At 69.7% G+C, this 24260-nt stretch carries 30 protein-coding genes; 17 read left to right on the forward strand and 13 right to left on the reverse strand.

Annotated elements, in window-relative coordinates:
* Positions 1-6: 6 nt before the first annotated feature.
* The 3 genes from BLW75_RS38155 to BLW75_RS38165 form a co-directional block, all read right to left on the reverse strand.
* Positions 7-342: an ArsR/SmtB family transcription factor gene (locus BLW75_RS38155; protein WP_034319328.1), complete on the reverse strand. Its 336-nt coding sequence runs from the start codon at positions 340-342 to the stop codon at positions 7-9.
* Positions 343-424: 82 nt separating this feature from the next.
* Positions 425-1597: an acyl-CoA dehydrogenase family protein gene (locus BLW75_RS38160; RefSeq protein ID WP_034319325.1), complete on the reverse strand. Its 1173-nt coding sequence runs from the start codon at positions 1595-1597 to the stop codon at positions 425-427.
* A 72-nt stretch (positions 1598-1669) separates the two neighbouring features.
* Entirely contained in the window at positions 1670-1849 is a 180-nt protein-coding gene (locus tag BLW75_RS38165) for a hypothetical protein (RefSeq protein WP_034319322.1), read from the reverse strand.
* A gap of 136 nt (positions 1850-1985) precedes the next feature.
* Here BLW75_RS38165 and hisH point away from each other — a divergent pair, with 136 nt between their 5' ends.
* The 3 genes from hisH to BLW75_RS38180 all read left to right on the forward strand — a co-directional run bounded on the left by hisH (position 1986) and on the right by BLW75_RS38180 (position 3783).
* On the forward strand, positions 1986-2609 hold the full coding sequence (gene hisH / locus BLW75_RS38170) for an imidazole glycerol phosphate synthase subunit HisH (protein WP_034319319.1): 624 nt from the start codon (positions 1986-1988) through the stop codon (positions 2607-2609).
* Positions 2610-2618: 9 nt separating this feature from the next.
* On the forward strand, positions 2619-3356 hold the full coding sequence (priA, locus tag BLW75_RS38175; RefSeq protein WP_034319316.1) for a bifunctional 1-(5-phosphoribosyl)-5-((5-phosphoribosylamino)methylideneamino)imidazole-4-carboxamide isomerase/phosphoribosylanthranilate isomerase PriA: 738 nt from the start codon (positions 2619-2621) through the stop codon (positions 3354-3356).
* Between the two features lie 79 nt (positions 3357-3435).
* A complete protein-coding gene (locus BLW75_RS38180) occupies positions 3436-3783 on the forward strand; it encodes a DUF1330 domain-containing protein (RefSeq protein WP_034319313.1) in 348 nt (115 codons plus the stop codon).
* 1 nt (position 3784) lies between these two features.
* Here the strand turns inward: BLW75_RS38180 and BLW75_RS38185 are convergent, their stop codons facing one another.
* From BLW75_RS38185 to BLW75_RS38215, 7 genes are all read right to left on the reverse strand, one after another.
* Positions 3785-4171 carry a PPOX class F420-dependent oxidoreductase gene (locus tag BLW75_RS38185; protein ID WP_034319310.1) on the reverse strand — a complete coding sequence of 129 codons (387 nt, stop codon included), beginning with the start codon at positions 4169-4171 and terminating at the stop codon, positions 3785-3787.
* 25 nt (positions 4172-4196) lie between these two features.
* Complete coding sequence (locus tag BLW75_RS38190; RefSeq protein WP_034319307.1) at positions 4197-4931, reverse strand: ABC transporter permease; 735 nt, start codon at positions 4929-4931, stop codon at positions 4197-4199.
* Positions 4928-5650 carry an ABC transporter ATP-binding protein gene (locus BLW75_RS38195; RefSeq protein WP_034319304.1) on the reverse strand — a complete coding sequence of 241 codons (723 nt, stop codon included), beginning with the start codon at positions 5648-5650 and terminating at the stop codon, positions 4928-4930. The genes BLW75_RS38190 and BLW75_RS38195 overlap by 4 nt, the downstream gene beginning before the upstream one ends.
* A 161-nt stretch (positions 5651-5811) precedes the next feature.
* Positions 5812-6735, reverse strand: a complete 924-nt coding sequence (locus tag BLW75_RS38200; RefSeq protein WP_034319301.1) for an NADP-dependent oxidoreductase — start codon at positions 6733-6735, stop codon at positions 5812-5814.
* A gap of 28 nt (positions 6736-6763) precedes the next feature.
* Positions 6764-7762 (reverse strand): hypothetical protein, encoded by a 999-nt coding sequence (locus BLW75_RS38205; RefSeq protein WP_034319299.1) that lies wholly within the window; start codon positions 7760-7762, stop codon positions 6764-6766.
* Positions 7759-8265 (reverse strand): RNA polymerase sigma factor, encoded by a 507-nt coding sequence (locus BLW75_RS38210; RefSeq protein ID WP_034319296.1) that lies wholly within the window; start codon positions 8263-8265, stop codon positions 7759-7761. Before BLW75_RS38210 ends, BLW75_RS38205 begins: the two co-directional genes overlap by 4 nt.
* Positions 8266-8274: 9 nt before the next feature.
* On the reverse strand, positions 8275-8919 hold the full coding sequence (locus BLW75_RS38215) for a TetR/AcrR family transcriptional regulator (protein ID WP_241783932.1): 645 nt from the start codon (positions 8917-8919) through the stop codon (positions 8275-8277).
* A 39-nt stretch (positions 8920-8958) separates the two neighbouring features.
* On the opposite strand from BLW75_RS38215, the gene hisF reads away from it, so the two are divergent.
* The 6 genes from hisF to BLW75_RS38245 all read left to right on the forward strand — a co-directional run bounded on the left by hisF (position 8959) and on the right by BLW75_RS38245 (position 12154).
* Complete coding sequence (gene hisF, locus BLW75_RS38220) at positions 8959-9732, forward strand: imidazole glycerol phosphate synthase subunit HisF (RefSeq protein ID WP_016335963.1); 774 nt, start codon at positions 8959-8961, stop codon at positions 9730-9732.
* Positions 9729-10118, forward strand: a complete 390-nt coding sequence (locus BLW75_RS38225) for a hypothetical protein (RefSeq protein ID WP_034319290.1) — start codon at positions 9729-9731, stop codon at positions 10116-10118. Before hisF ends, BLW75_RS38225 begins: the two co-directional genes overlap by 4 nt.
* Positions 10108-10470, forward strand: coding sequence for a phosphoribosyl-AMP cyclohydrolase (gene hisI / locus BLW75_RS38230; RefSeq protein WP_034319286.1), 363 nt, complete (start codon positions 10108-10110; stop codon positions 10468-10470). Before BLW75_RS38225 ends, hisI begins: the two co-directional genes overlap by 11 nt.
* Positions 10467-10829, forward strand: coding sequence for a DUF1304 domain-containing protein (locus BLW75_RS38235; RefSeq protein WP_034319282.1), 363 nt, complete (start codon positions 10467-10469; stop codon positions 10827-10829). Before hisI ends, BLW75_RS38235 begins: the two co-directional genes overlap by 4 nt.
* Positions 10829-11446, forward strand: coding sequence for a hypothetical protein (locus tag BLW75_RS38240; RefSeq protein ID WP_034319279.1), 618 nt, complete (start codon positions 10829-10831; stop codon positions 11444-11446). Before BLW75_RS38235 ends, BLW75_RS38240 begins: the two co-directional genes overlap by 1 nt.
* Positions 11447-11638: 192 nt before the next feature.
* Positions 11639-12154 (forward strand): hypothetical protein, encoded by a 516-nt coding sequence (locus BLW75_RS38245; protein ID WP_143055422.1) that lies wholly within the window; start codon positions 11639-11641, stop codon positions 12152-12154.
* Positions 12155-12452: 298 nt separating this feature from the next.
* Here BLW75_RS38245 and BLW75_RS38250 read toward each other — a convergent pair whose 3' ends face one another.
* Entirely contained in the window at positions 12453-13058 is a 606-nt protein-coding gene (locus tag BLW75_RS38250; RefSeq protein WP_034319272.1) for a TetR/AcrR family transcriptional regulator, read from the reverse strand.
* Between the two features lie 95 nt (positions 13059-13153).
* Between BLW75_RS38250 and BLW75_RS38255 the strand changes: the two genes are divergently transcribed.
* The 5 genes from BLW75_RS38255 (at position 13154) to trpA (ending at position 18282) form a co-directional block, all read left to right on the forward strand.
* On the forward strand, positions 13154-14716 hold the full coding sequence (locus BLW75_RS38255; RefSeq protein WP_034319269.1) for an anthranilate synthase component I: 1563 nt from the start codon (positions 13154-13156) through the stop codon (positions 14714-14716).
* On the forward strand, positions 14709-15266 hold the full coding sequence (locus BLW75_RS38260; RefSeq protein ID WP_198935808.1) for a Trp biosynthesis-associated membrane protein: 558 nt from the start codon (positions 14709-14711) through the stop codon (positions 15264-15266). Before BLW75_RS38255 ends, BLW75_RS38260 begins: the two co-directional genes overlap by 8 nt.
* 192 nt (positions 15267-15458) lie before the next feature.
* On the forward strand, positions 15459-16268 hold the full coding sequence (gene trpC / locus BLW75_RS38265; protein WP_020630310.1) for an indole-3-glycerol phosphate synthase TrpC: 810 nt from the start codon (positions 15459-15461) through the stop codon (positions 16266-16268).
* Positions 16265-17494, forward strand: a complete 1230-nt coding sequence (gene trpB, locus BLW75_RS38270) for a tryptophan synthase subunit beta (RefSeq protein ID WP_091599247.1) — start codon at positions 16265-16267, stop codon at positions 17492-17494. The genes trpC and trpB overlap by 4 nt, the downstream gene beginning before the upstream one ends.
* Positions 17491-18282 (forward strand): tryptophan synthase subunit alpha, encoded by a 792-nt coding sequence (trpA, locus tag BLW75_RS38275; protein WP_034319260.1) that lies wholly within the window; start codon positions 17491-17493, stop codon positions 18280-18282. The genes trpB and trpA overlap by 4 nt, the downstream gene beginning before the upstream one ends.
* 68 nt (positions 18283-18350) lie before the next feature.
* On the opposite strand, the gene BLW75_RS38280 is transcribed toward trpA, so the two are convergent.
* Positions 18351-19724: a glutamine synthetase family protein gene (locus BLW75_RS38280; RefSeq protein ID WP_034319258.1), complete on the reverse strand. Its 1374-nt coding sequence runs from the start codon at positions 19722-19724 to the stop codon at positions 18351-18353.
* A gap of 96 nt (positions 19725-19820) precedes the next feature.
* Here BLW75_RS38280 and BLW75_RS38285 point away from each other — a divergent pair, with 96 nt between their 5' ends.
* From BLW75_RS38285 to lgt, 3 genes are read left to right on the forward strand one after another with little or no spacing between them, the layout of a single operon-like run.
* Positions 19821-20963 (forward strand): amidohydrolase family protein, encoded by a 1143-nt coding sequence (locus tag BLW75_RS38285; protein WP_034319253.1) that lies wholly within the window; start codon positions 19821-19823, stop codon positions 20961-20963.
* Complete coding sequence (locus BLW75_RS38290; protein ID WP_034319250.1) at positions 20960-22129, forward strand: M20 metallopeptidase family protein; 1170 nt, start codon at positions 20960-20962, stop codon at positions 22127-22129. The genes BLW75_RS38285 and BLW75_RS38290 overlap by 4 nt, the downstream gene beginning before the upstream one ends.
* 29 nt (positions 22130-22158) lie before the next feature.
* Positions 22159-23181 (forward strand): prolipoprotein diacylglyceryl transferase, encoded by a 1023-nt coding sequence (gene lgt / locus BLW75_RS38295; RefSeq protein WP_034319247.1) that lies wholly within the window; start codon positions 22159-22161, stop codon positions 23179-23181.
* A gap of 13 nt (positions 23182-23194) precedes the next feature.
* Here the strand turns inward: lgt and BLW75_RS38300 are convergent, their stop codons facing one another.
* On the reverse strand, positions 23195-24259 hold the full coding sequence (locus BLW75_RS38300; protein WP_034319245.1) for an NAD(P)H-dependent amine dehydrogenase family protein: 1065 nt from the start codon (positions 24257-24259) through the stop codon (positions 23195-23197).
* Position 24260 lies beyond the last annotated feature (1 nt).

Genomic DNA, 24260 nt, shown 5'->3' on the forward strand with positions numbered 1-24260 from the left:
AGCTCCTCACGCGTTCGGTTCGGGGGCGCGGTCGCCGTCGAGGAGTGAGCCGAGACGGTCCATCCGTCCCACCCACAGCGCCGCGAAACCTTGCACCCAGTCGCTGATCAAAAGCATCGCTTCGGGGTGCAGCCGGTAGATCCGCTGCTGGGCCTGCTTGGTCATTTCGACCACGTCGGCCTCCGCGAGCAGCCGCAGGTGCCGGGACACCTGCGGCTGGCCGAGGCCGAGCGCGTCGACGATGGCGCCGACCGGCCGAGGCCCCTCTTTGAGCAGCTCGACGATCCGGAACCGGTTCGGCTCCGAGATCGCCGCCAGTCGCTGCTGCACGGTAGCGGTCATGCGATGAGCATACACGACGCTATATATACGCGCAAATAGATATACGGGACAGACGCCGGCCCCCCGCCGACGTGCGGGAGGATCAGCGGAAGGCGGCCAGACCGGTGACCGACTGGCCGAGCGAGAGCGCGTGCATCTCTTCGGTGCCTTCGTAGGTCAGCACGGTTTCCAGATTCGACATATGCCGCATCACCGGGTACTCCAGCGAGATCCCGTTGGCGCCGAGCATGGCGCGCGCGGTCCTGGCGACCTCCAGTGCGGAGCGGACGTTGGCGAGCTTGCCGAAGCTGACGTGGTTGTGGTGCAGCGTCCCGGCGTCCTTGAGGCGTCCGATCCGCAGCGCGACCAGCCCGGCGCGGTTGACCTCGACGACGAGATCGGCGAGCTTGCGCTGGGTGAGCTGGAACCCGGCAAGCGGTTTGCCGAACTGTTCCCGGCTCAGCGTGTACTCCAGCGCGGACTCGTAGCAGGAGCGGGCGGCGCCGACGACGCCGAACAGGATCCCGTAGCGCGCCTCGTTCAGGCAGGACAGCGGTCCACGCAAGCCCCTGACCTCAGGGAACGCCGCGGAATCGGGAAGGCGGACGCCGTCGAGCACGAGTTCCGCGGTCAGCGAGGCCCGCAGCGACAGCTTGTGCTTGACCTCGTTCGCGGTGAAGCCCGGCGTGTTCGCGGGGACGACGAAACCGCGCACGCCTTCGTCGGTCTGGGCCCAGACGACCGCGACGTCGGCGACGGTTCCGTTGGTGATCCACATCTTCGTACCGCTCAGCACCCAGTCCGAGCCGTCGCGCACCGCGCGGGTCCGCATACTGCCGGGGTCGCTGCCGGCGTCCGGTTCGGTCAGGCCGAAGCAGCCGAGCGCCTCACCGGCGGCCATCCGGGGCAGCCACTCCTGCTTCTGCTCCTCGGTGCCCCATTTGTGGATCGCGTACATCGCCAGCGAGCCCTGCACCGAGACGAAACTGCGCAACCCGGAGTCGACGGCCTCCAGCTCCCGGCAGGCGATGCCGTAGGCGACGGCGCTGGTCCCGGCGCAGCCGTAACCCTCCAGATGCATGCCGAGCAGTCCGAGCTGCCCGAACCCCTTGGCGAGCTCGGCGGCGGGCAGAGCGCCCGTTTCATACCACTCGGCGACGTGGGGCAGGAGCTGGTCCTGCGCGTAGGAGCGCACGGCATCACGCATGGCCCGGTCCTCGGCGGTGAGCTCGGCGTCGAGATCGAGGAAGTCGCGCGGATCCGGGCTGCTGCTCATGCGGTCACTCCTGGTCGGCTCGGTGGGTCGTCTTCCTAAGAAGAAAACCACACACGCGACCGGAGTCGGGTGTCAATGATTCCGGCAGCCGGTGGTCTTCGTCACCTGAACCGATGCCGTGGCCGTCCGGGCGGGGGTGGAGCGCCGCTTCTGCGCCGGGATCAGCAGCTCCGCGAAGGTAGGGAAAGGCACGCTCTCGATGTCGTCCCGCCAGGCGCTGAGCAGGCGAGTCAGTTCGTCGGCGTCCTGCATCGTTCCTCCATAAGTGCAGGGCGGTCCTGCGCCGGCCTTTCACTCGGAGTCGCTAATACCCAGAAGAGTGAAGGTCGAAACGGGGAATCCGGGAAAAATCCGGTCCGCTAGCCTGGTGTGCGTGGCTACTCCTCGCGTGGTGATCCTGGACTACGGGTCCGGCAACCTCCGCTCCGCCGAACGCGCCGTCCAGCGCGTCGGCGCCGACGTCGAGGTCACCGCCGACCCGCATGCCGCGCTCGAGGCCGACGGCCTGGTCGTCCCCGGAGTCGGTGCCTTCTCCGCCTGCATGGAAGGGCTGCGGTCGGTGTCGGGGGAGAAGATCATCGGCAAACGCCTCGCCGGCGGCCGCCCCGTGCTGGGCATCTGCGTCGGCATGCAGATCCTGTTCGAACGCGGTGTCGAGCACGGTGTGGAGGCCGAGGGTGCCGGTGAGTGGCCGGGCACGGTCGACAAGCTCGAGGCCGACGTCCTGCCCCACATGGGCTGGAACACCGTCCGTGCCCCGGAGGACTCGCGGCTGTTCGCCGGTCTGGACGCGGACACGCGGTTCTACTTCGTGCACTCCTACGCCGCGCGGACCTGGGAACTGGACTCCGGCCTCGCCGGGCAGCAGCCCAAGGTGACCTGGGCGAACCACGGCCAGGACTTCGTCGCCGCCGTCGAGAACGGGCCGCTCTGGGCGACCCAGTTCCACCCCGAGAAGTCCGGGGACGCCGGGGCGCACCTGCTGCGCAACTGGCTGAAGAGCCTGTCTTAGAGTGGGCGCGTGACTTTCACGCTCCTTCCCGCCGTTGATGTGGCCGATGGCCAGGCCGTGCGACTCGTCCAGGGCGAGGCCGGCACCGAAACCTCCTATGGCAGCCCGCTGGATGCGGCGCTCGCCTGGCAGCGCGACGGGGCGGAGTGGATCCATCTGGTGGACCTCGACGCCGCGTTCGGCAAGGGTTCCAACCGCGAACTGCTCGCCGACGTCGTGGCCAAGCTCGACGTCCAGGTGGAGCTGTCCGGCGGCATCCGCGACGACGCCTCGCTGGAGGCCGCGCTGGCCACCGGTGCCCGCCGGGTCAACCTCGGCACCGCGGCGCTGGAGGACCCGGAGTGGACCGCGAAGGTGGTCTCCTCCTACGGCGACCGCGTCGCCATCGGGCTGGACGTGCGGATCACCGAGGCCGGGCACCGGCTGTCCGCCCGCGGCTGGACGCAGGACGGCGGTGACCTCTGGGAGGTCCTCGACCGGCTCGACCGCGACGGCGCGCAGCGCTATGTCGTCACCGACGTGAGCAAGGACGGCACCCTCCAGGGGCCGAACATCGACCTGCTCCGCGAGGTCGCCGCCCGCACCGACGCGCCGGTCATCGCCTCCGGCGGTGTGTCCAGTGTGGACGATCTTCGCGCGCTGGCCGCGCTGGCCCGCGACGGTGTCGAGGGGTCCATCGTCGGCAAGGCGCTCTACGCCGGCGCGTTCACCCTGCCCGAGGCGCTCGCGGCCGTCGCGGAGTTCTGAGCTTTACCTCCCGGGTAATCGACGCCACGCGCCGGTTCGGTCAGGATTCCTTCCAGGACAACGAAACCTGGAGGACACCATGACCGCCTACGGACTCGCCCACCTTCGCCCCGCCGCCGTGCTGGCCGAAGAGGTCTTCGAGTACATGGAACGGATCCAGGCCACGCTCGATCCCTTCGGCGGCAGGTTCCTCGTGCACGGAGCCGGGGTTCACGTCGTCGAGGGGGAGTGGCCGGGGGCGCTCGTGCTCATCGAGTTCCCGAGTCTCGACGCCGCGCGGGAGTGGTACGACTCGCCCGCGTACCGGGAGATCCTGCCGCTGCGGGCCGACCACATCCCCGGCGACCTGATCCTGGTGGAGGGATGCGGGCCGGACCACGACTCGGCGGCGCTGGCGGCTTCGCTGCGGGCGTTGCAGGCCGCCTGACCTACTCCGCCAGCTTGATCGCGATGCCCACGGTCCGGTCCTTCGGCCCCCGCAGCCTGCTGAAGAACATCGTGACCCGCCCGGTGATCCCGTACTTCCGCGCGATCACCTTGCGCACGCGTTCGGTCTCGTCGAGGTCCAGCAGCCGCGCCGCACCCGCGACGACGTCGCCGTGGGTCTTGGCGCCGCGGAAATCGCAGGCCTGGACCTCGACGCGGCCGCCGTTGCGGATGCGCTTGACCTTGCCCGCCTTCCGCTCGGACCAGATCACCAGTTCGCCGCCGTCGCCCGCCGCCCAGACCGGGGTCGGCACCGGGGCGCCGTTCTTGCGGAAGGTGGTCAGGACGACGTACTTCTCGGCGGCGATCCGCTCGAACTCCGATCCCATGTGGAAAGTCTAGGTTGTTCAAGGGCTAGGGCGTCCGGCGACGCAGCGTCGCCGCGCCGAGCACCAGCGCGGCCAGGGCGCACGCCCCGACGATGATCAGGTTCCGGAGCAGCGTCGCGTCCACGGTGCCCGACGTGGTGACCCGCGTGAGCGCTTCGACGGCGTACGAAAGCGGCATCACGTTCGAAAGCCAGTTCAGGAGCCAGCCCATTTCCCCGCGCGGAACGAACAGCCCGCACAGCAGGATCTGCGGCAGCACGAACAGCGGCATGAACTGCACCGCCTGGAACTCCGTCCGCGCGAACGCGCTCACGAACAGGCCGAGCGCCATCCCGAGAAGGGCGTCGAGGACGGCGATGAGCAGCAGCATCCCGATCGAGCCCGCGATGTCGAGGCCCAGCCAGGCGAGGGAGACCCCGGCGGCGACGCCGACCTGTACGACCGCGATCGAACCGAACGCGATCGCGTAACCGAAGAGCAGGTCCATCCTGCCGATGGGCAGGGTCATCAGTCGTTCCAGGGTCGCCGTGGTGCGCTCGCGCAGCGTGGTGATCGAGGTGATCAGGAACATGATCAGGAACGGGAAGACGCCGAGCAGCGCCGGGGCGACCCGGCTGAACACCGCTTCGGAGTTGAAGACGAAGCGCAGCAGCACCATAAGCAGCGACGGGACGACGATCAGCATCGCGACGGTGCGCGGATCGTGCCGGAGCTGCAGGAGGATGCGACGGGCCGTGGCGAGCGTCAGCGAGGGGTTCACGAGGTCACCTCCGTCTCCCGGACGAGCCGCAGGAACGCCTGCTCCAGATCGGTCGTCCCGGTGCGTTCGCGCAGTCCGGCCGGGGTGTCGTCGGCAAGGATGCGGCCTTCGCGCATGAGCAGCAGGCGGTCGCATCGCGCGGCCTCGTCCATGACGTGGCTGGACACGAGCAGCGTGGCCCCGCCCTCGGCGAGGCGGCGGAACATCGCCCAAAGCTCGTCGCGGAGCACGGGATCGAGGCCGACGGTCGGTTCGTCGAGGACGAGCAGTTCGGGTTTCCCGAGCAGCGCGACGGCGAGGTTGGCGCGGTTGTGCTGGCCGCCCGACAGAGAGCCGACGAGCTTGCCCGCATGGTCGGCGAGCCCGACTTCGGCGATCACCCTGTCCACATCGGACATCGGCGCGCGAAGGACGGAAGCGAAGTAGCGCAAGGCTTCCGTGATGGTGAGGTCGGCGTAGATGGCCGGGTTCTGGGTGGCGTAGCCGATCAGCCGCCGCAGCGGCGGGCTGCCCGCGGGATGGCCGAGGACGGTGACCTCGCCCGCGGCGACGATCTGCACGCCGACGATCGCGCGCATGAGCGTCGTCTTGCCGCAGCCGCTCGGCCCGAGCAGGCCGGTGACGCGACCGCGTGGCGTCCGGAACGCGATGTCCTTGACGACCTCGTGACCGCCGCGGACGATCCTCAGTCCCGTCACGGAGATCGCTGAATTAGCCATGTGTTTAATTCTGCGCCCGTTGAGAAGCGTGAGTCAAGGGGGCGCATCGAACTACGCGATCGTCACCGCGGCCCCAGCGGCGGCGCGAGAAGGTCCCTTTCCCTCGGCTCAGCCGAGGAAACTGAAGCCGGGCAAGGGCGGCTGTGGCGTGGCGGGAAACCTCACGGGACCAGGACGAGCTTGCCCCGGACGTGGCCGCCTTCGCTTTCGTCCTGTGCCGCGGCCGCTTCGGCGAGCGGGTACACCCGGGCGATCGGCAGGTCGAGCTTGCCTTCGGCGGCGAGTGCGGCGCCTTCGGCCAGCGAGCCGGGGACCTGCTCCGCCGGAGAACCCGAGGTGAAGCGGACACCGTGGCCGGCCGCGTCCGGCGCGGCGATGGTGATGACCCGCTTCGGGCCACCGGTCAGCTCGACGAGGGTGGCGAGCGAGCCGCGTCCGGAGGCGTCGAAGGACGCGTCGACGCCCTGAGGCGCGACGACACGTACGCGCTCGGCGAGCCCTTCGCCGTACTGAACCGGGACGGCACCTAGTGAGCGCAGGTAATCGTGGTTCGTTTCGCTCGCCGTGCCCACGACCGTGAGCCCGCGTGCGACGGCGAGCTGGACGGCGATGGTGCCGACGCCGCCCGCGGCGCCGTCGATGAGCAGCGTCTCGCCCTTCTGAAGATCCAGGAGGTTGAGAGCGCGGTAGGCGGTGTTGACGACCGCCGGCAGCGCCGCGGCCAGCTCCCAGGAGAGCGCCTCGGGCTTGCGGATCAGGCCCGCGGGTTCCGCGAGGACGTACTCCGCGTACCCGCCGATGCCGGACCCCAGGACCTCGTCACCGGCCGCGAAATCGGTCACTCCCTCGCCGACCGCGTCGATCACGCCCGAGATGTCCCCACCGGGGACGGCGGGGAACTTCGCGGGATACACCTCGGCCATCAGCCCGGAGCGGATCTTCCAGTCGATCGGGTTCACACCCGCGGCCCGGACGGCGACCCTGACCTGGCCGGGACCCGGCACGGGAAGCTCGCGTTCGAGGACGCGCAGGACCCCGGAGTCGCCGTACTCGGTGAACGCGATGGAGCGGTAGGTGTCCGTCATGCCGTCGACAACCGCCGTCCGCCCGTCACTATTCCGGCGGTTTCCCGAACCAGCTGTAGTCACCGGGAATGATCTGCAGGCCCTCGGCGATGTCGAGCAGCGTCGCCCGGTCCCGGTTGCCCGACACGGTGAGCCAGCGTCCGCCTTCGACCTGGACGGCGACCGTTTCGTCCAGCCGCCCGAGCCGCCCGTTCCGCGAGGGGAGGGCGAAACCGTCGAGGCCCCGGAGCTTGTGCGGCACGGGCGCGGCGTCCCCCGCGTCCGGCCGCTCGCCGCCGAGCCTCGCCGTGACCACCGCCGGAGCGGTGGGCTGCCCGGCACGGGTGGCTTCGAGCTCGGTCGTGCCCCCGTCGACCATCATGGCCAGGCTCACCCCGGACAGCTCCAGCTCGGCGGGCAACCTGCCGAACCGCAGTTCGCCCGAAACCCGGGCACGGCCGTCCCGGACCATCTCGTCCGCGATCCGCTGACCCACGCCGCGCGGGTCCCGCACACCGTGCAGGGTCAGGTTCAGCACGTACGCGTCGTCGGGTGACCAAGTCAGCATCGTCGCGTCGCCGGTGACCTCCGAGACCATGCCGACCCTGCCGTGCACGATGATCTGGTTCGGCGCGGGCGCGATCGTCCACGGCCCGCGCCGCTCGTCCAGCGGAGTGGTGGTCAGCTGGACCTGGCCTGCTTCGCCGCCACTCCACGTCCTGGTCTGAGGCCCGGGATAAGGCTTCGCGGCCCGGTTCATCTCCTTGAACCCGTCGGGCAGCCAACCCGGTTTGTACGGCAGCACCGACCAGTCCGCGTCGCGCGGCGAGGCCGGCGGGACCGCGGTGTAGGCCCGCAGGCTCAGCGGCACGCCGAGCGCGATGATCGCGACCGCCGCCGCGACCAGCGCCAAAGCCATCTTCGGACGGCTACGGGACCGTTGGGTCAGTGCTTCGCGGATCTCGGCCCCGTCGGGCGCCCGCGTCGCCAGGTGTTCGAGGCTCTCCCGGATCAGGTCCTCGGTGTGCTCGTCACTCAGTCGGGTCATTTGCGGGCTCCCGTGGGCACGGACGGGGACGGCTCGGTTTCCCGCAGCGTCGCGAGCGCGCGCGAAATCTGGCTGCGCACGGTCGACGTCGCGCAGCGGAGTACCGCGCCGATCTCCTCGTCGGAGTAGTTCTCGTAGTAGCGGAGCACGATCGCGGCGCGTTGTTTGCGCGGGAGCTTCGCGAGCCGGTCCAGCATCGCGTCGCGTTCGTCGTACTCGATGGCGTGATCGGAGACCGGCGGGCTCATCAGGTCGAGTGCTTCCGGTGACGACGGCGTCACCCGGCGGACCGCCAGCCGCCTCCGCCAGGAGAGGTACTCGTTGGTCACCATCCGGCGGACGTACGTCGGCGGCGAGTCGATCTTCGGCCAGCGCTCCTGAGCACGCAGCAGCACCTCCTGGACGATGTCCTGCGCCAGGTACGGGTCGTCGGTCAGGACGGTCGCGTAGCGCAGGAGCCCGTCCAGGCGATCCGCGACGAACTCGTCGAAGGTCGCAGGCACGTGTCTCCCTCAGCCGGTGGTCTCGCTCTGATGACGCGCGAGACCACCTTGGTGATGCATCGGGAGCCGAACTTTCTCGGCGCCGGGGGTCAGGTAGTACTGCGCGACCGGGGCCAGCATCGCGACGATCTCCTCCTCCGAGGCGTTGACCAGCGGCGGGAGCCCGATGACGTAACGCAGTAGCGCGAACCCGATCATCTGCGCGGCGATCCCGGCCACCCGCACCTTCGGCACGCCCCGAGCTTCGGCGACCCGCGCCAGCACCGCCCGCTCCAGGAACTGCCGCATCATGGTCGCGACCTGCTCGTTGGTGGTCGCGGAGCGGATCATCGCCAGGAACGGCGCGCGGCCGTCCGGCGCCTGCCAGAGGCCGAGGAACGCGCGGACGAGGCGTTCGCCGATCTCTTCTTCGGGACCTTCGAGGATGCGGGGGACCAGTTCGCCCGGGTCCACCGGCAGGTTCATCGACGCGGCGAAGAGCCGCTGCTTGGTACCGAAGAAATGGTGCAGCAGCGCCGCGTTGACCCCGGCTTCGGCCGCGATGCCGCGGACGGTCGCCCCGTCGTAACCCTGTTCGGCGAACTTGCGCCTCGCCGCGTCGAGGATCTCCTCCCGCGTCTCGGTCTGCCCCGGCCGCCGCCCCGCCTGTGCCATCCCGCGAGCTTAGAACGGCTCTTGACTACGCTTGTCCCCATGTCAGTCGCAGTCAGGGTCATCCCGTGTCTCGACGTCGACGCGGGCCGTGTGGTGAAGGGCGTCAACTTCGCCGACCTGCGCGACGCCGGCGACCCCGTCGAGCTCGCCCGCCTGTACGACGCCGAGGGCGCGGACGAGCTCACCTTCCTCGATGTCACGGCTTCCTCCGGGGACCGTGAGACCACCTTCGACGTCGTCCGCCGGACCGCCGAGCAGGTGTTCATCCCGCTCACCGTCGGCGGCGGCGTGCGCACGAACGACGACGTCAACCGGTTGCTGCGCACGGGCGCGGACAAGGTGAGCATCAACACCGCCGCCATCGCGCGGCCGGAGTTCCTGCGCGAGGCGTCCCGCCGGTTCGGCGCGCAGTGCGTCGTGCTGTCGGTGGACGCGCGCCGGGTCCCGGAGGGGACCGAGCCGACTCCGTCCGGCTTCGAGGTGACCACGCACGGCGGTCGCCGCGGCACCGGGATCGACGCCGTCGAGTGGGCCGCGCGCGGCGAGGAACTCGGCGTCGGCGAGATCCTGCTCAACTCGATGGACGCCGACGGCACCAAGAACGGTTTCGACCTCGAACTCCTGACCCAGGTGCGGGCGGCGGTCCGGGTCCCGGTGATCGCCAGCGGTGGCGCCGGCGCGCTCGAGCACTTCCTGCCCGCCGTCGAGGCAGGCGCGGACGCCGTGCTCGCGGCCAGCGTGTTCCACTTCGGACAGTTGAAGATCGGCGAGGTCAAGAGCGCGCTGCGCGCCGGGGGAGTCGTGGTCCGGTGATCCTGGCCAAGTGGAAGGCCTCCACCGAGGTCAAGGTCGTCTGCGCGCTGTTGCTCGGGCTTCCCCTCGCCTATATCGCGATGGCCGTGATCCTCATGTTCGCGCCGTACTCCACCGCGAGGACGTTCCTGCTGCCCGGGACGTCGCTGGTCCTCGGCGGTCTGGTCGTGGCGGGGCTGGTGCTGAAGATGTCTTCGGCGCGGTTCGCCGGTTTCGTCGTCAGCTTCCTGTTCGGGTTGCTGCACGCGCTGTCCATGCTGGCGGCGGAACTCTTCTGGGTGAAGATCGTCTCCGGGCTGCTGTTCGCCGGGTACATCTACACGGCGGTCCTGCTCAACTCGATGCCGGTGAAACGGCACCTTCTCGGAGCCACGAATGACGCTTGACCCCGCCCTCTCGGATCGCTTGAAGCGCAACGCGGACGGGCTGATCGCCGCCGTCGTCGTCGAACACTCCACATCGGACGTCCTGATGATGGCGTGGATGGACGACGAGGCGCTCGAGCGCACCCTCACGACGCGGCGCGCCACCTACTATTCGCGCAGCCGCAAGGAATTGTGGGTCAAGGGCGAGACCTCCGGCCACGTCCAGCACGTGCGCGAGGTGCGGATCGACTGCGACGGCGATACCGTCCTCCTGCGCGTCGACCAGACCGGCCCGGCCTGTCACACCGGCACGCACACCTGTTTCGACACCGACGAACGGCTGTTGCTGGCCGACGAGAGCGAGAACCCGTGAATGTCGTCGCCAACGTCCTGGTCGGCATCGTCGCCCTGATCCACCTGTACATCGTCGTGCTCGAGATGTTCCTGTGGACCACTCCGCGGGCCCGCGCCTCCTTCGGCACCACCGAGGAATTCGCGAAGGAAAGCTCCGCACTCGCGGCGAATCAGGGGCTGTACAACGGTTTTCTCGCCGCCGCGTTGATCTGGGGCCTGATCGCGACCGACAGCACCGCTTGGCAGTTCAAGATCTTCGGCCTCGCCTGCGTGATCGTGGCCGGGCTCTACGGGACGGCGACGGCGAGCAAGAAGATCTTCTTCGTGCAGGTGGTCCCGGGCACGCTGGCGCTGATCGCGGTACTGATCGCCGGCTGATGAGACCGGGGAGTGAAGAGCCGCTCGACGACGAGTCGTTCGAGCTGGACGACGCCGCCGTGTTCGACCTCATCGATCTGGACGAGGAAACGGAACGGCTCCGGCGGCTGAGCCTCAAATCCTCGTGGCTGCTGCCCCTGTGGGGGCTGCTCTGCGCACTGGGGATCTCCGCGATCGTCAACCAGGCGGTGGAGGGCGGCAAGACCGGCGCGCTCGGAGCCCTGCTGCTGAGCCTCGGGGTCGCCGCGGTCATCCTCTCGGCGAGGTCCGCCGCCGGCTGGCGACGAAGGTACCTGTCGGCGAAGACGGACGGCTGGCGGTTCGCCCGGGTCACCGTGAAGCCCGACCACGGCAGGGTGCTGAACCGGCTGCCGATCGCGCTCCACCTCGTGTTCGACGACGGTTCCGAGACCGTGTTGCGTCCGACGACCTGGACGTTGCGCTCGTGCCGCCGTTACCGGGAGAACCCCGACGCCAAGGTGTGGGTCGCGGGTGAGGGCGAGGATTTCGTCGTCCTGTTCACCGACGGCTGGGTCGCCCCCGTTCCCTACGCGTTCCCGGCGCGCCCCGAGTTCCCGAGTGAGACCACCTCGCGGGAAGGACGCTCGGAGGGCTGAGGCGCCTGCTCACTTGCACGCGCGCCGGGCGCTCACGGTTGCCCTGGAGCGAGATGCGACTCGTCGGCCGGAAAAGCCACTTCTCTCGATTAACCTCAGCGCATGAAATTGGGGCGAAGATCAGCCAAGCGGGACAGCCCGAGACGACGCCCGCGGGTCGCCGGGAGGCCTCGCTCCACTCCGGACGATGACGTGGCCGAAAGCTTTGTGGCGCCGACGATCCACGAAGAAGTGGCCACTCCTTTGATCGGGAAACTGTCGATTCTCGAACAACGGGCTACGGCTTGGACGGTGTTCTGGATGGCCTACTTCGTCGTGTGCCGGATAGTTTCGGAAGATCCTCGATTCGAGGTGCTGTCCCCGCTGTCTTTGGCGGCCTTCTACGGTATTCCGGCGTGTCTGTACGCCGCCTGGCTCTGGAAGAGCCGCCGTCGCTCCGCTTCGAAGACCGGTTTGCGCGAGGCCACGGCGACGGTGCGGCCCGGCTGGTTGTACCCCAGGATCGACGTCTATCTCGAGCGCGATTACAAGCTGCTTCAGACGCGACGGTCGCTGAGGATCGCTCCTCGTTTCGAAGGACTCGAGAAGGTTCCCGTCTTCGTCGGCGGCGAGGGAACGGACATGATCGTGATCTTCCCGCGCGGACGGTTCACGAAGGACACGCTCTACGCCGTTCCCGTCAAGGAGATCGAGCCGGACACGCGCTGAGACGGCCGAGTCTTTCGCGACGTCTTGCCCTCGAGATGCACGTATGTACGGTTCTGCGCGGGGGTCGTGAGTGGTAAAGGTCGTGAGAACGACACAAAACACTCACGACCCCCTCGCAAGGACACGCAAATCGCCTGAATCGGAGACTTCGGCCTTGCTCTGAGTCCTTTGTGGACAGTCAAGGCCGCCTCGGCACGCTTTCGCACGCCATGGCAGTGGCGCAGACCGGCGGCTATGCGACTTCGCCGAGACCCTGACCTTCAGGTAGGCGAGGAGGCCTTCACGGCACGCGCACCGGTCAGTCGATGTCGCCGGTCAGATACCGCTGCACCGTCGGCGCGATCGCGGTCACCAGCGGCTCGATCTCGCTCGACGCCATGGGTTCGAACTTCGCGACGTACCGCACCAGTCCCATTCCGACGAGCTGGGAGGCGCAGAGCGTGGTCCGCAGTTCGACGCGGTCCGAGCCCAGCCCGCCGATGACCTTCGTGAAGAAGTTCTGGAAGAACCCGCGCAGTACGGCCGCGGCCTGTTCATGCCCGGCGACGCTGCGGACGAGCGCCTGGAAGACGTCACCGCCCGCGCCGTCCCATCGGGTGAGGAAGGTGCGGACGATCCGTTGGCCGAATTCCTCGTCGGGCCCGTCCTGAAGTGCCGCGAGCAGTTCGTGCGGATCGAAGGGGAGCTTCAGGATCGCTTGGGCGAACAGCCCCTCCTTGCTGCCGAACCAGTGATTGACCATCGCCGCGTCGACCCCGGCGCGGGTCGCGATCGTGCGGACGGTCGCGCCGTCGAAGCCGCTCTCGCCGAACACCGCGCGCGCCGCTTCGATCAGCGCGGTACGGGTGTCCTGCCCGCCGGGCCGCCGTCCCCGGCGCCGCGCGGTAGTGTCTTCACCAGCCATGGCGCCATCATGACCGGACCCGGCCCGAAATTCAACATTCTTTGAATTCATCCCCGCGTCCCCGTCCGCACGGGCGTTGCAGCACAATGAGCGACATGGTCAGCGCCGCAAACGCCAGCCCGTCGGGGCTCGGCTCGGTCAGCCCTTCGCGCGACGAGTTCCGCGTGCTCGCCGAGGGCCGTCGCGTCATCCCCGTTGTCCGCCGCGTGCTCGCCGACGGTGAGACCCCCATCGGGGTCTACCGCAAGCTCGCCGCCGACCGGCCGGGGACGTTCCTCTTCGAATCGGCGGAGAACGGCGCGTCCTGGAGCCGATGGTCGTTCATCGGCGTCGACAGCCCCGCCGCGCTGACCGTGCGTGACGGCAAGGCGGTCTGGACGGGCACCCCGCCGGTCGGCCTGCCGACCGAGGGCGACCCGCTCACCGTGCTGCGTGAGACCGTCGCCGCGCTCCACACCGAGCAGCTGTCCGGGATGCCGCCGCTCACCGGCGGGATGGTCGGCTATATCGGCTACGACGCCGTCCGCTGGCTCGAACGGCTTCCCGAACTCGCCGAGCGCGACCTCGACATCCCCGAGCTCACGATGCTCCTGGCGACCGATCTGGCCGCCTTCGACCACCATGAGGGCACCGTCACGCTGATCGCCAACGCGGTCAACTGGGACGACTCGCCCGAGCGCGTCGACGCCGCGTACGACGACGCGGTCGCGCGGTTGAACGCGATGACCAAGCAGCTGCACGTCGCCGCCCCGGCCACGGCCGCGGTGTTCGACCGCCCCGCGCCCGAATTCACCCGCCGCCGCACGAAGCCGGACTTCCACGCGGCCGTCGAGAAGGCGGTCGAGGCGATCAAGGCGGGCGAAGCGTTCCAGATCGTGCCGTCGCAACGATTCGAGATCGAGACCCAGGCCGACGCGCTGGACGTCTACCGCGTACTGCGCACGTCCAATCCGAGCCCGTACATGTACCTGCTGCGCCTGGACGGCTTCGACATCGTCGGGTCGAGCCCGGAGGCGCTGGTCACCGTCCGGGACGGCCGCGCGACCACGCACCCGATCGCGGGTACCCGCTGGCGCGGCGCCGACCCGGAGGAGGACGCGCAGCTGGCCAAGGACCTGCTGGCGGACGAGAAGGAACGCGCCGAGCACCTGATGCTCGTCGACCTCGGCCGCAACGACCTCGGCAAGGTCTGCAAGCCCGGCACGGTGCGCGTCGTCGACTTCTTCGACGTCGAGCGCTACAGCCACGTCATGCACATCGTCTCCACGGTCACCGGCGAACTCCTCGACGACAAGACGGCCTTCGACGCCGTCGCCGCCTGCTTCCCGGCGGGGACGCTCTCCGGTGCGCCGAAGGTCCGCGCGATGCAGCTGATCGAGGAACTGGAGCCGACCCGCAGGGCCCTCTACGGCGGTGTCGTCGGGTATCTCGACTTCGCCGGGGACGCCGACACCGCGATCGCGATCCGCACCGCGCTGATGAAGGACGGCACCGCGTACGTCCAGGCCGGTGGCGGAGTCGTCGCGGACTCGGTGGCCGACTACGAGGACAACGAGTCGCTCAACAAGGCCCGCACCGTGCTGTCCGCCGTCGCGGCGGCGCAGACGATGATCGCGGCGGACGAACTCGACCCGGCGGGTGACAGCACCCGTGTCTGATGCCCCGGCGAAGAAGGCCAAGCGTCCACTGTGGATCGCCGTGGTGGGCCTGCTGCTGGGCGCGGCCGCGCTGTGGGGTTCTTCGCAGCTCGTGTGGTTCGCGGAGTTCCGTGACGGCGGCGTGCGAGGCACGGTGCTGTACACGGAAATCGGTTCACAGCGCGCGGTTGCGCTGATTCCCCTGGCGTTGCTGGCGCTCGCCGGCACCGCGGGCCTGATCGCCACCGGCGGCTGGCCACGCCGCGTGCTCGGCGTGGTACTCGCCGTGGCCGGTCTCGTCGCGGTGTGGATCGGCGTGGCGGGCGGCTCGTTGAGCGGGTTCGCCGAGGGACTGCCGGTCGCTCAGATGCTGGGAGCCCGCGGGCTCGCGATCCTCGGGGGAATTCTCGTGACGGCGGGCGGGTTGGCAGCCATCAAGGGCGCGGGCCGGATGCCTCGCCTCGGCGCGAAGTACTCGGCGCCCGGGGCGAAGAAGAAGGCCGCCAAGGATCCGGAGACCGAGCTGTGGGAGGCGCTGTCCGAAGGCGAAGATCCCACCGCGACCCGGTGATGGCCGCGGAAAACGCGCGTTTTCGAGATCTACGCCGCGAAAGATGACACGGTTGGCATTCGGAGTAACGGACATACCCGGAACCAGGCCGTATCCGTGCGGGGGTTAGCATCGTTTCGGCGGGAAGGGGAAGGTTTTTGTGAGCGACCTTGCGAAGGAATCAGTGAGTACGACGGCCGGTGAGGTACTCCGGTGAGCGTGCTCGAAGACATCGTCGCCGGCGTCCGTGCCGATCTCGCCGAGCGCGAGGCGGTTCTGCCGTTCGACGAACTGAAGAAGCGTGCGACCCAGGTCGCGCCCCCACGTGACGTGCTCGCGGCCCTGCGCGAGTCCGGTATCGGCGTCATCGCCGAGGTGAAGCGGCGCAGCCCGTCCAAGGGCGATCTGGCCGAGATCCCCGATCCGGCCGCGCTGGCGAAGGACTACGCCGACGGCGGCGCCAGGGTGATCAGCGTGCTGACCGAGCAGCGCCGGTTCGGCGGTTCGCTCGCCGACCTCGACGCGGTCCGCGCGGCGGTCGACATCCCGGTGCTGCGCAAGGACTTCATCGTCAGCCCGTACCAGGTCCACGAGGCGCGGCTGCACGGCGCGGACATGGTCCTGCTGATCGTGGCGGCCCTGGAGCAGAACGCCCTGATCGCGTTGCTGGACCGGGTCGAATCCCTTGGGATGACCGCGCTGGTCGAGATCCACAACGCCGAAGAGGCCGACAAGGCCCTCGAAGCCGGCGCGAAGGTGATCGGCGTCAACGCCCGGAACCTGCACACCCTCGAGGTCGACCGGGACGTCTTCTCGCGGCTGGCCCCCGGCCTGCCGATGGACGTCTTCAAGATCGCCGAGTCCGGCGTGCGCGGCCCCGGCGACCTGATGTCCTACGCGGGCCACGGCGCCGACGCCGTCCTCGTGGGCGAAGGGCTCGTCGCTTCGGGCGACCCCAAGGGCGCGCTGGTCAAGCTCGTCACCGCCGGATCGCACCCGGCCTGCCCGAGGCCTTCTCGATGACCACTGAGTACCACGAAGAACCGCACGGCAAGCACGATCCGGACGACCGGGGCTACTACGGCCCGTACGGCGGCCGGTTCATGCCCGAGGCCCTGATCGGCGTCGTCGACGAGGTCGCGGCCGAGTACGACAAGGCGCGGAACGACCCGGAGTTCGTCAACGAGTTCCGGCGTCTGCTGCGTGACTACGCCGGCCGTCCGTCGCTGCTCACCGAGGCCGAGCGCTTCGGTGAGCACGCCGGCGGCGCCCGGATCTTCCTCAAGCGCGAGGATCTGAACCACACCGGTTCGCACAAGATCAACAACGTGCTGGGCCAGGCGCTGCTCACCAAACGAATGGGCAAGAAGCGGGTCATCGCCGAGACCGGGGCCGGGCAGCACGGCGTGGCCACCGCCACCGCCTGCGCGCTGCTGGACCTGGAATGCATCGTCTACATGGGCGAGGTCGACACCGAGCGGCAGGCGCTGAACGTGGCGCGCATGAAGCTGCTCGGCGCCGAGGTCGTCCCGGTGAAGACCGGTTCGCGCACGCTCAAGGACGCCATCAACGAGGCCCTGCGCGACTGGGTCACCAACGCCGACACCACGCATTACCTGTTCGGCACGGCGGCGGGCCCGTATCCGTTCCCGATGATGGTGCGGAACTTCCACAAGATCATCGGCGAGGAGGCCCGCGTCCAGATCCTGGAGCAGGCCGGACGCCTGCCGGACGCCGTCGCGGCCTGCGTCGGTGGCGGATCCAACGCGATCGGCATCTTCCACGGCTTCATCGACGACCCGGACGTCCGGCTCGTCGGTCTCGAACCGGGCGGAGAGGGCATCGAGGGCAACCGCCACGGCGCCACGCTGACCAAGGGCACCCCGGGCAACCTGCACGGCGCGATGACGTACCTGCTGCAGGACGAGGACGGCCAGACCGTCGAGTCGCACTCGATCTCCGCGGGCCTCGACTACCCGGGCGTCGGCCCGGAGCACTCGTGGCTCAAGGACAGCGGCCGCGCCGAGTACCGGCCGGTGACCGACGCCGAGGCGATGGACGCGTTCAAGCTGCTGTCGCGCACCGAGGGCATCATCCCCGCGATCGAGTCGGCGCACGCGCTGGCCGGTGCGCTGGTGCTCGGCCGCGAACTCGGCCCCGAGGGGCTGATCATCGTGAACCTGTCCGGTCGTGGCGACAAGGACATGGACACGGCCGCGAAGTACTTCGGCCTGGTGGAGAACGCATGAGCGGGTTGAGTGACGTCTTCGCCAAGACGCGCGAAGAGGGTCGCGGAGCGCTGATCGGCTACCTCCCGGCGGGCTTCCCGACGGTCGACGGGTCCAAGGACCTGCTGGCCGCGGTGGTCGACGGCGGTGCCGACCTGGTCGAGGTGGGCGTGCCCTACTCGGACCCGGTGATGGACGGCCCGACCATCCAGGCGGCTTCGGTGAGCGCGCTCTCCGGTGGCTTCAAGCTCAAGCACCTGTTCGAGGTCGTCGAGTCGGTGTCGTCGCGCGGCGGCAAGGCCGTCGTGATGACGTACTGGAACCCTGTGCACCGCTACGGCGTCGACCGCTTCGCGCGGGACCTGGCCGCCGCGGGCGGGCTCGGCCTGATCACCCCGGACCTGATCCCGGACGAGGCCGACGAGTGGATGGCCGCCTCCGAGCAGCATGGTCTGGACCGGATCTTCCTGGTCGCGCCGTCCTCCTCGGAGGAGCGGATCGCCAAGACCGTCGAGGCCGCTTCCGGCTTCGTGTACGCCACCGCCGTGATGGGCGTGACAGGCGCCCGTGACCAGGTCGGCGTGCACGCCGAGGACCTGGTCGCGCGCACCCGCGCGCATACGGACCTGCCGATCGGTGTCGGTCTCGGCGTCCGTTCCGGCGAGCAGGCGGCGCAGGTCGCCGGTTTCGCGGACGGTGTCATCGTCGGCTCCGCGCTGGTGACCGCCGCCGCGAGCGGCTTGGACGCGGTCCGGGAGCTTTCCGCCGAACTGGCCGCTGGTGTGCGGAAGACAGTCGCCCCCGCTTGACCTGATCGCGCGTGAAGGCCCCCTTCCCTCGGCTCAGCCGAGGGGAGGGGGCCTTCACGCGCTACCGCTCAGTGCCGCCACCGCTGCGCTTCGGTGATCTCCTCCGGGCTCGCGAGCGCGAACCGCTCGATCTCCGCCCGCCGCACGTCCACGATCGTCCTCGCCAGCGGAGCGCCGAACGCGGCCGCCAGGTCCTTGTCCGCCTCGAACGCCGCGACGGCGTCCTCCAGCCGCAGGGGCAGTCGCTCGATCCCGCGGGCGGCGCGCTCCTCCTCGGTCAAGGTTCCGGGGTCGACGTCGAGTGGCTCCGGCAGGGACGCTTTCTCATCGGCTCCCGCCATCCCGGCGAACAGCAGGGCGGCCGCTAGCAGATACGGATTCGCGGTCAAGTCGAAGCATTTGACCTCGAGGTTCGCCGCCGAGTCCCGGTTCCCGGCCACGCCGCGCACCAGCCGCAGCGGCGTCTCCCGGTTCTCCAGCCCCCACGCGGTGTACACGCCCGCCCAATGGTGCGGTTCCAGCCGCAGATAACTGACCACCGACGGGGCCCCGATCGCGAGCAACGCGGGCAGCCGCCGCAGGATGCCCGCGCTGAACGACTCCGCGACCGGTGTCAGCCCGAAAACCCTTTCCCCGCCGGAGAAAAGGTTCCGCGCACCGTCCCAGACGCTCAGGTGCACGTGCCCGCCGTTACCGACGCCGGCGGGCGCGAACTTCGGGGTGAAGGACGCCTTCAGCCCGTGCTGCCGGCTGAGCGCGCGGATCGTCTCCTTCGTCAGGACGGCGACGTCGGCCGCGCGCACCGGGTCGGCCGCGGTGACGGACAGCTCGAACTGACCGTCCGCGTACTCGGGGTGGATCTGCTCCACCCCGGCTCCCTGTTGGTCCAAAGTGGACACCAGGGTGCGGAGATAGTCCGCGTGCTCGGAAAGCCTCGCGTAGCCGTACGCCGGGCCCGCGGTGGCCGACGTCGGATCGTCCGGGGCGCCGGCATCGGTGATCACCCATTCGATTTCGAAACTCATCCGTGCCCGGTGCCCGCGGGCGGCGAGCCGGTCCACCGCCGTCGCCAGCAGGGCTCGCGGATCCTGCGGATGCGGCTCGCCCTCCTGATCGAGTTTCGTGACCGGCGCCCAGGCCCAGCCGGGCTGCCCGGCGAGCACGGTCAGCGCGTCGAGGTCCGGATGGAGCCGCAGATCCCCGACCGGGCCCAGGGAATGCTCACCGCCGGTGATGACGTCGTCCGAGCCGAAGAAGTCGAAGGACTTCGAAGCACCGACACCCCACGCCGCCGCGGACGGCAACGTTCGCAGCGGCACCGCCTTGACGCGCGCGATCCCGGCGTTGTCCACGAAGGTCAGCGCCACGAGCTCGACACCCCGTGCCCGGAGCTCCCCGGTGAGGGCGGTCGCGCGGGCGGTCAGTGCTTCCCGGTTCACCATGGTTCCTCATCCTGGCCTTGATCGGAGTCCCTTGCCACGCCCGGACGCGGCCATAGGGTGAGGCCGCACTCGTCGATCACGAGAAGGGACGCGCTCATGCCGGGAACCCCGACCCTGCCGTTCGTCGCCAGGACGAGGCTGGTGGATCACCACTGCCACGGCGTCGTCACCGGTGATCTGGGCCGGATCGAGTTCGAACAGCTGCTCACCGAGGCCGACACCGTCTCGTCACTGGGCACGACCCTGTTCGACTCGCTGATCGGGCTCGCGGTGCGGGCCCGCTGCGCCCCGGTGCTCGACCTGCCGCCGCACGTCCCGGCCGAGGTCTACCTGGCCCGCCGCGCCGAGCTGGGCGCCACCGAGGTCAACGCGCGGTTCCTGCGTGCCACCGGCACGACCGAATTCCTGCTCGACGGCGGCTTCCTGCCGGACACGCTGACCACGACCGAGCAGTTCGCGGCCCTCTCCGGCGCCCGCGCGCGGGACATCGTCCGGCTCGAACAGGTCGCCGAAACGGTGATCGGCTCCGCCACCGCGGCCGGATTCGCGTCGGACTTCGCCACGGAACTGGCGAGACGCGCCACGACCGCGGTCGGGTTCAAGTCCATCGCCGCCTACCGGGTAGGCCTCGACCTGGCGGGGGAGCGCCCGACGGACGCCGAGATCACCGAAGCGGCCGGCCGCTGGCTCGCGCGGATCGAGGCGGGCGAACCGGTCCGGCTCGCGGACGAGGTGCTGCACCGGTTCCTGATCTGGACCGGGATCGACCTGGCCCTGCCGATCCAGTTCCACGTCGGCTTCGGCGATTCCGACGTGGACCTGCATCGCTGCGATCCACTGCTGCTCACCGGGCTGTTGCGGGCCACCCGGTCACACGGGGTGCCGATCATGCTGCTGCACAACTATCCCTTCCACCGGAACGCCGCGTATCTGGCGCAGGTCTTCGAGCACGTGTTCATCGACGTGGGACTCGCGACGCACAACGCCGGTCATCGTGCGCCGGCGATCATCGCGGAGACAATGGAGATCGTGCCGTTCGGGAAGCTGCTGTTCTCCACGGACGCGTTCGGGCTGGCCGAGCTGTACCACCTCGGTACGGCGCTGTTCCGGCAAGGACTGTCCGACTTCCTGTACGCGGGGCTCAGTGCGGACGTACTGTCCGAAGTGGACGCGCATCGGATAGCGGCGCTGGTGGGGCACCGCAACGCCGAACGGGTGTACGGACTGGAGGGGACATGACGGAACTGGACGACCTGCAGGACCGGTGGGAGGCCGCCGTCGAGGCGGAACTGCCGTCGGCGATCGAACTGCGGCACCGGGTGCACGCCGATCCGCGCGCGTCGGGGGACGAGGAGGACACCGCGCGGGTCGTCGTCGAGGCGCTGGGCATCGACGAAGGCGTCCGGGTCGCCAAGACCGGGCGCGCCGTGCTGCTCCCGGGTACCGCGCCGGGACCGGGCGTGGCGCTGCGCACCGAGCTGGACGCGCTGCCGATCACCGAGCGTACCGGCGTCCCGTGGGCCTCGGAGACGCCGCTGATGCACGCGTGCGGGCACGACGTCCACATGGCCGCGCTCGTCGCCACCTGCCGCGCGGCCGCCGTCGTCGGCGTGCCCCGGCCGCTCCTCGCGCTCCTGCAGCCGCGTGAGGAGACGTCGCCGTCCGGCGCGCTGGACATCGTCGACTCCGGCGTGCTCACCGAGTACGGCGTCGAGTCGGTCATCGGCGCGCATGTGCAGCCCAGGCTCGCGGCGGGGGTGGTTTCGGCGGTGCCGGGACCGGTCAACGCCTCCACCGACGAGTTCGACGTCGTCGTCCGCGGTCAGGGCGGGCACGCCGGCTACCCGCATCTGCTGCGGGATCCGATCCTCGCGCTCAGTCAGATCGTGGTGAGCCTGCAGCAACTCGCGAGCCGCCGGGTCGATCCGGTGTTCGGCGCGGTCTGCTCGGTCGGGCGGATCGAAGCCGGGACGACGGCGAACGTCGTGCCGAACGAGGCCCGCCTGTCGGGCTCGCTGCGGCTGATGCGCGCCGAAGACCGCGACCTCGCGCTGGAGGGGCTCGCCGAGGTCGTCCACGGCACCGCGAAGGCACACGGCTGCCGGGCCGAACTGGAAATCAGCCCGTGCGAACCGGTGCTGCACAACGACGCCGGGCTCACCCAGCGGGCGCACCGGTGGCTCGTCCGGACGGGGGTGGGCGTGGACACCGATTTCCGGTCGTTCGGCGCCGACGACTTCGCGAACTACTGCGGGATGACCCGCGGGCTGATGATGTTCGTCGGCCTCGGTGACACCGCGGGCGCGCCCAGCCTTCACGACGAAGTGTTCCTGCCGCCCGACGCCGCCATCGGGCAGGTCGCGTCCGCGCTGATCGCGGGCTATTTGGCCGCCGTCGAGGGCTGACGCCCCCAAGAAGTGGATGAAGCGCTACGGTGGCCGACGTGAATACCGCCTCGGCAGCGTTCCTCGCGACCATCCCCAGTCCCGACCAGGGCGTCTGGCATATCGGGCCGGTCCCGATCCGGGCCTACGCGCTCTGCATCATCGCCGGCATCATCGTGGCGATCTGGCTGGGCGAGCGACGCTGGGTGAACCGCGGCGGCACGAAGGGCACGGTCATCGACATCGCGGTCTTCGCGGTGCCGTTCGGCCTGGTCGGCGGGCGGTTGTACCACGTCATCACCGACAACCAGCTGTACTTCGGTGAGGGTAAGAACCCGCTCAACGCGCTGAAGATCTGGGACGGCGGCCTCGGGATCTGGGGTGCCATCGCGCTCGGCGCCGTCGGCGCGCTGATCGCCTGCCGCCGCAAGGGGATCCCGCTGCCCGCGATGGCCGACGCGCTCGCGCCGGGGATCGTGATCGCGCAGGCCATCGGGCGGATCGGCAACTACTTCAACCAGGAGCTCTACGGCGCGCACACCGACCTGCCGTGGGGCCTGGAGATCTACCAGCGCTACAACCCGACCAACCCGGACGACTTCCTGAACGGCGTCGCGCTCGGGCATGTCCCGCTGCCGGACAGCCCGGTGCACCCGACCTTCCTCTACGAGCTGATCTGGAACCTCGGTGTCGCGCTACTGGTCATCTGGGCGGACAAGAAGTTCCGCCTCGGCCACGGCCGCGTGTTCGCGCTGTACGTCGCCGGGTACACCGCGGGCCGGTTCTGGATCGAGATGATGCGGACCGACACCGCGAACCACATCCTCGGCCTGCGGGTCAACGTGTGGACCTCGATCCTGCTGTTCGCCGCGGCGATCGTGTACTTCGTCCTGGCCGCCAAGCGGGGGCCACGGGAAGCGCCGGAAACGTTGTGGAGCAAGGACGTGCCGCGGGAGGAATCCGCCGAGCCCGCCGATGAGACGCATGCGGACGTGGCGGCGGCTCCGGACACCGTCCGGGACTCCGCCGCGGACAAGGCGACCGAGGACCCGAAGCCGGACCCCGAGAAGTAGCGGTTCCAAGCCTTCAGGGCGAGACCAGGCCCCGTCCGGTCACCAGGGGCAGGTCCAGCGCGGTCAGCAGTCCGGGCGGAGCCGCCACCACCGCCGGGATCGCGTTCACCAGCCGCATCGCGGTCGCCTTCAGCCCGGCCGTGTTGTGGTCGCCGTCGCTGCCGACCAGACGCAGGTCCAGCACGTAGTTCGGCTCCCCGGTGACCTGGACGCGGTAGCAGCCCTGCCCGCTCGGCTGCGGCCAGTCCGGCCCGAGGTCGCCGCGCAGGCGCGTGATGTGCTCCAGCACGCACACCGCCCGCCCGCCGCGCATGCCGCGCACCTCGAACCGCAGTGCCGCCGCCGTGCCCTCTTTGATCGTTCCCGAAGCGATCTCGAAGGTCTCGGGAGCCGGGAGCCGTTCGTAGACCTCCTCGACGGCGTCGAGTTCGACGTCCAGCCCGGCCGCGAGCTGCCGCACGACGCTGCCCCAGGCCAGCGACAGCACGCCGGGCTGCAGCAACAACGGCAGATCGTCCATCTCCCGGCCGAAGCCCATGATGTCGAACAAGACCTTGCCGTTGTCGTACGTCGAATAGTCGAGGATCTCCAGGCAGCGCACCTCGTCGATCCGTTCGCAGACCCCGGTGAGCACCAGCGGCAGCCAGTCGTTGGCGAAGCCGGGGTCGACACCGTTGACCCACAGCGAAGCGCCGCCTTCGCGGGCGGCCTCCCGGATCGGCTCGATCATCTCCGGGGGGACGACACCTTCGGGGTACTGGAGGAACACGGGGCTGCTGGACACCACGTTGATCCCCGCGCGCAGGAAGCGTTTCAGGTCTTCGACGGCCTCGGGCAGCCGGTCGTCGGCCATCGCCGTGTAGAGCACGCAATCCGGCTTCAGCGCGATGAGGGCGCCCGCGTCGGTCGTCGCGGTGACGCCTAACGGCCGCCCGAGCCCGGCCAGTTCCCCGGCGTCCACACCCGCCTTGGCCTCGCTCGAGACCCAGACCCCGGCGAGTTCGAGATCGGGGCGGGCGTCGATCCCGGCCAGCGCGTGGCGGCCGACGTTCCCGGTACTCCACTGGACCACGCGCACG

The sequence above is a fragment of the Amycolatopsis lurida genome (genome assembly GCF_900105055.1).
GTDB lineage: Bacteria > Actinomycetota > Actinomycetes > Mycobacteriales > Pseudonocardiaceae > Amycolatopsis > Amycolatopsis lurida.

Bases quoted from the DNA above. Each gene is read 5' to 3' on its own strand.
- BLW75_RS38155 (WP_034319328.1), bottom strand. From the start codon at position 342: ATGACCGCTACCGTGCAGCAGCGACTGGCGGCGATCTCGGAGCCGAAC.
- BLW75_RS38160 (WP_034319325.1), bottom strand. From the start codon at position 1,597: ATGAGCAGCAGCCCGGATCCGCGCGACTTCCTCGATCTCGACGCCGAG.
- BLW75_RS38165 (WP_034319322.1), bottom strand. From the start codon at position 1,849: ATGCAGGACGCCGACGAACTGACTCGCCTGCTCAGCGCCTGGCGGGAC.
- BLW75_RS38180 (WP_034319313.1), top strand. From the start codon at position 3,436: ATGACCGCCTACGGACTCGCCCACCTTCGCCCCGCCGCCGTGCTGGCC.
- BLW75_RS38185 (WP_034319310.1), bottom strand. From the start codon at position 4,171: ATGGGATCGGAGTTCGAGCGGATCGCCGCCGAGAAGTACGTCGTCCTG.
- BLW75_RS38195 (WP_034319304.1), bottom strand. From the start codon at position 5,650: ATGGCTAATTCAGCGATCTCCGTGACGGGACTGAGGATCGTCCGCGGC.
- BLW75_RS38200 (WP_034319301.1), bottom strand. From the start codon at position 6,735: ATGACGGACACCTACCGCTCCATCGCGTTCACCGAGTACGGCGACTCC.
- BLW75_RS38205 (WP_034319299.1), bottom strand. From the start codon at position 7,762: ATGACCCGACTGAGTGACGAGCACACCGAGGACCTGATCCGGGAGAGC.
- BLW75_RS38215 (WP_241783932.1), bottom strand. From the start codon at position 8,919: ATGGCACAGGCGGGGCGGCGGCCGGGGCAGACCGAGACGCGGGAGGAG.
- hisF (WP_016335963.1), top strand. From the start codon at position 8,959: ATGTCAGTCGCAGTCAGGGTCATCCCGTGTCTCGACGTCGACGCGGGC.
- hisI (WP_034319286.1), top strand. From the start codon at position 10,108: ATGACGCTTGACCCCGCCCTCTCGGATCGCTTGAAGCGCAACGCGGAC.
- BLW75_RS38240 (WP_034319279.1), top strand. From the start codon at position 10,829: ATGAGACCGGGGAGTGAAGAGCCGCTCGACGACGAGTCGTTCGAGCTG.
- BLW75_RS38250 (WP_034319272.1), bottom strand. From the start codon at position 13,058: ATGGCTGGTGAAGACACTACCGCGCGGCGCCGGGGACGGCGGCCCGGC.
- BLW75_RS38255 (WP_034319269.1), top strand. From the start codon at position 13,154: ATGGTCAGCGCCGCAAACGCCAGCCCGTCGGGGCTCGGCTCGGTCAGC.
- trpB (WP_091599247.1), top strand. From the start codon at position 16,265: ATGACCACTGAGTACCACGAAGAACCGCACGGCAAGCACGATCCGGAC.
- trpA (WP_034319260.1), top strand. From the start codon at position 17,491: ATGAGCGGGTTGAGTGACGTCTTCGCCAAGACGCGCGAAGAGGGTCGC.
- BLW75_RS38280 (WP_034319258.1), bottom strand. From the start codon at position 19,724: ATGGTGAACCGGGAAGCACTGACCGCCCGCGCGACCGCCCTCACCGGG.
- BLW75_RS38285 (WP_034319253.1), top strand. From the start codon at position 19,821: ATGCCGGGAACCCCGACCCTGCCGTTCGTCGCCAGGACGAGGCTGGTG.
- BLW75_RS38290 (WP_034319250.1), top strand. From the start codon at position 20,960: ATGACGGAACTGGACGACCTGCAGGACCGGTGGGAGGCCGCCGTCGAG.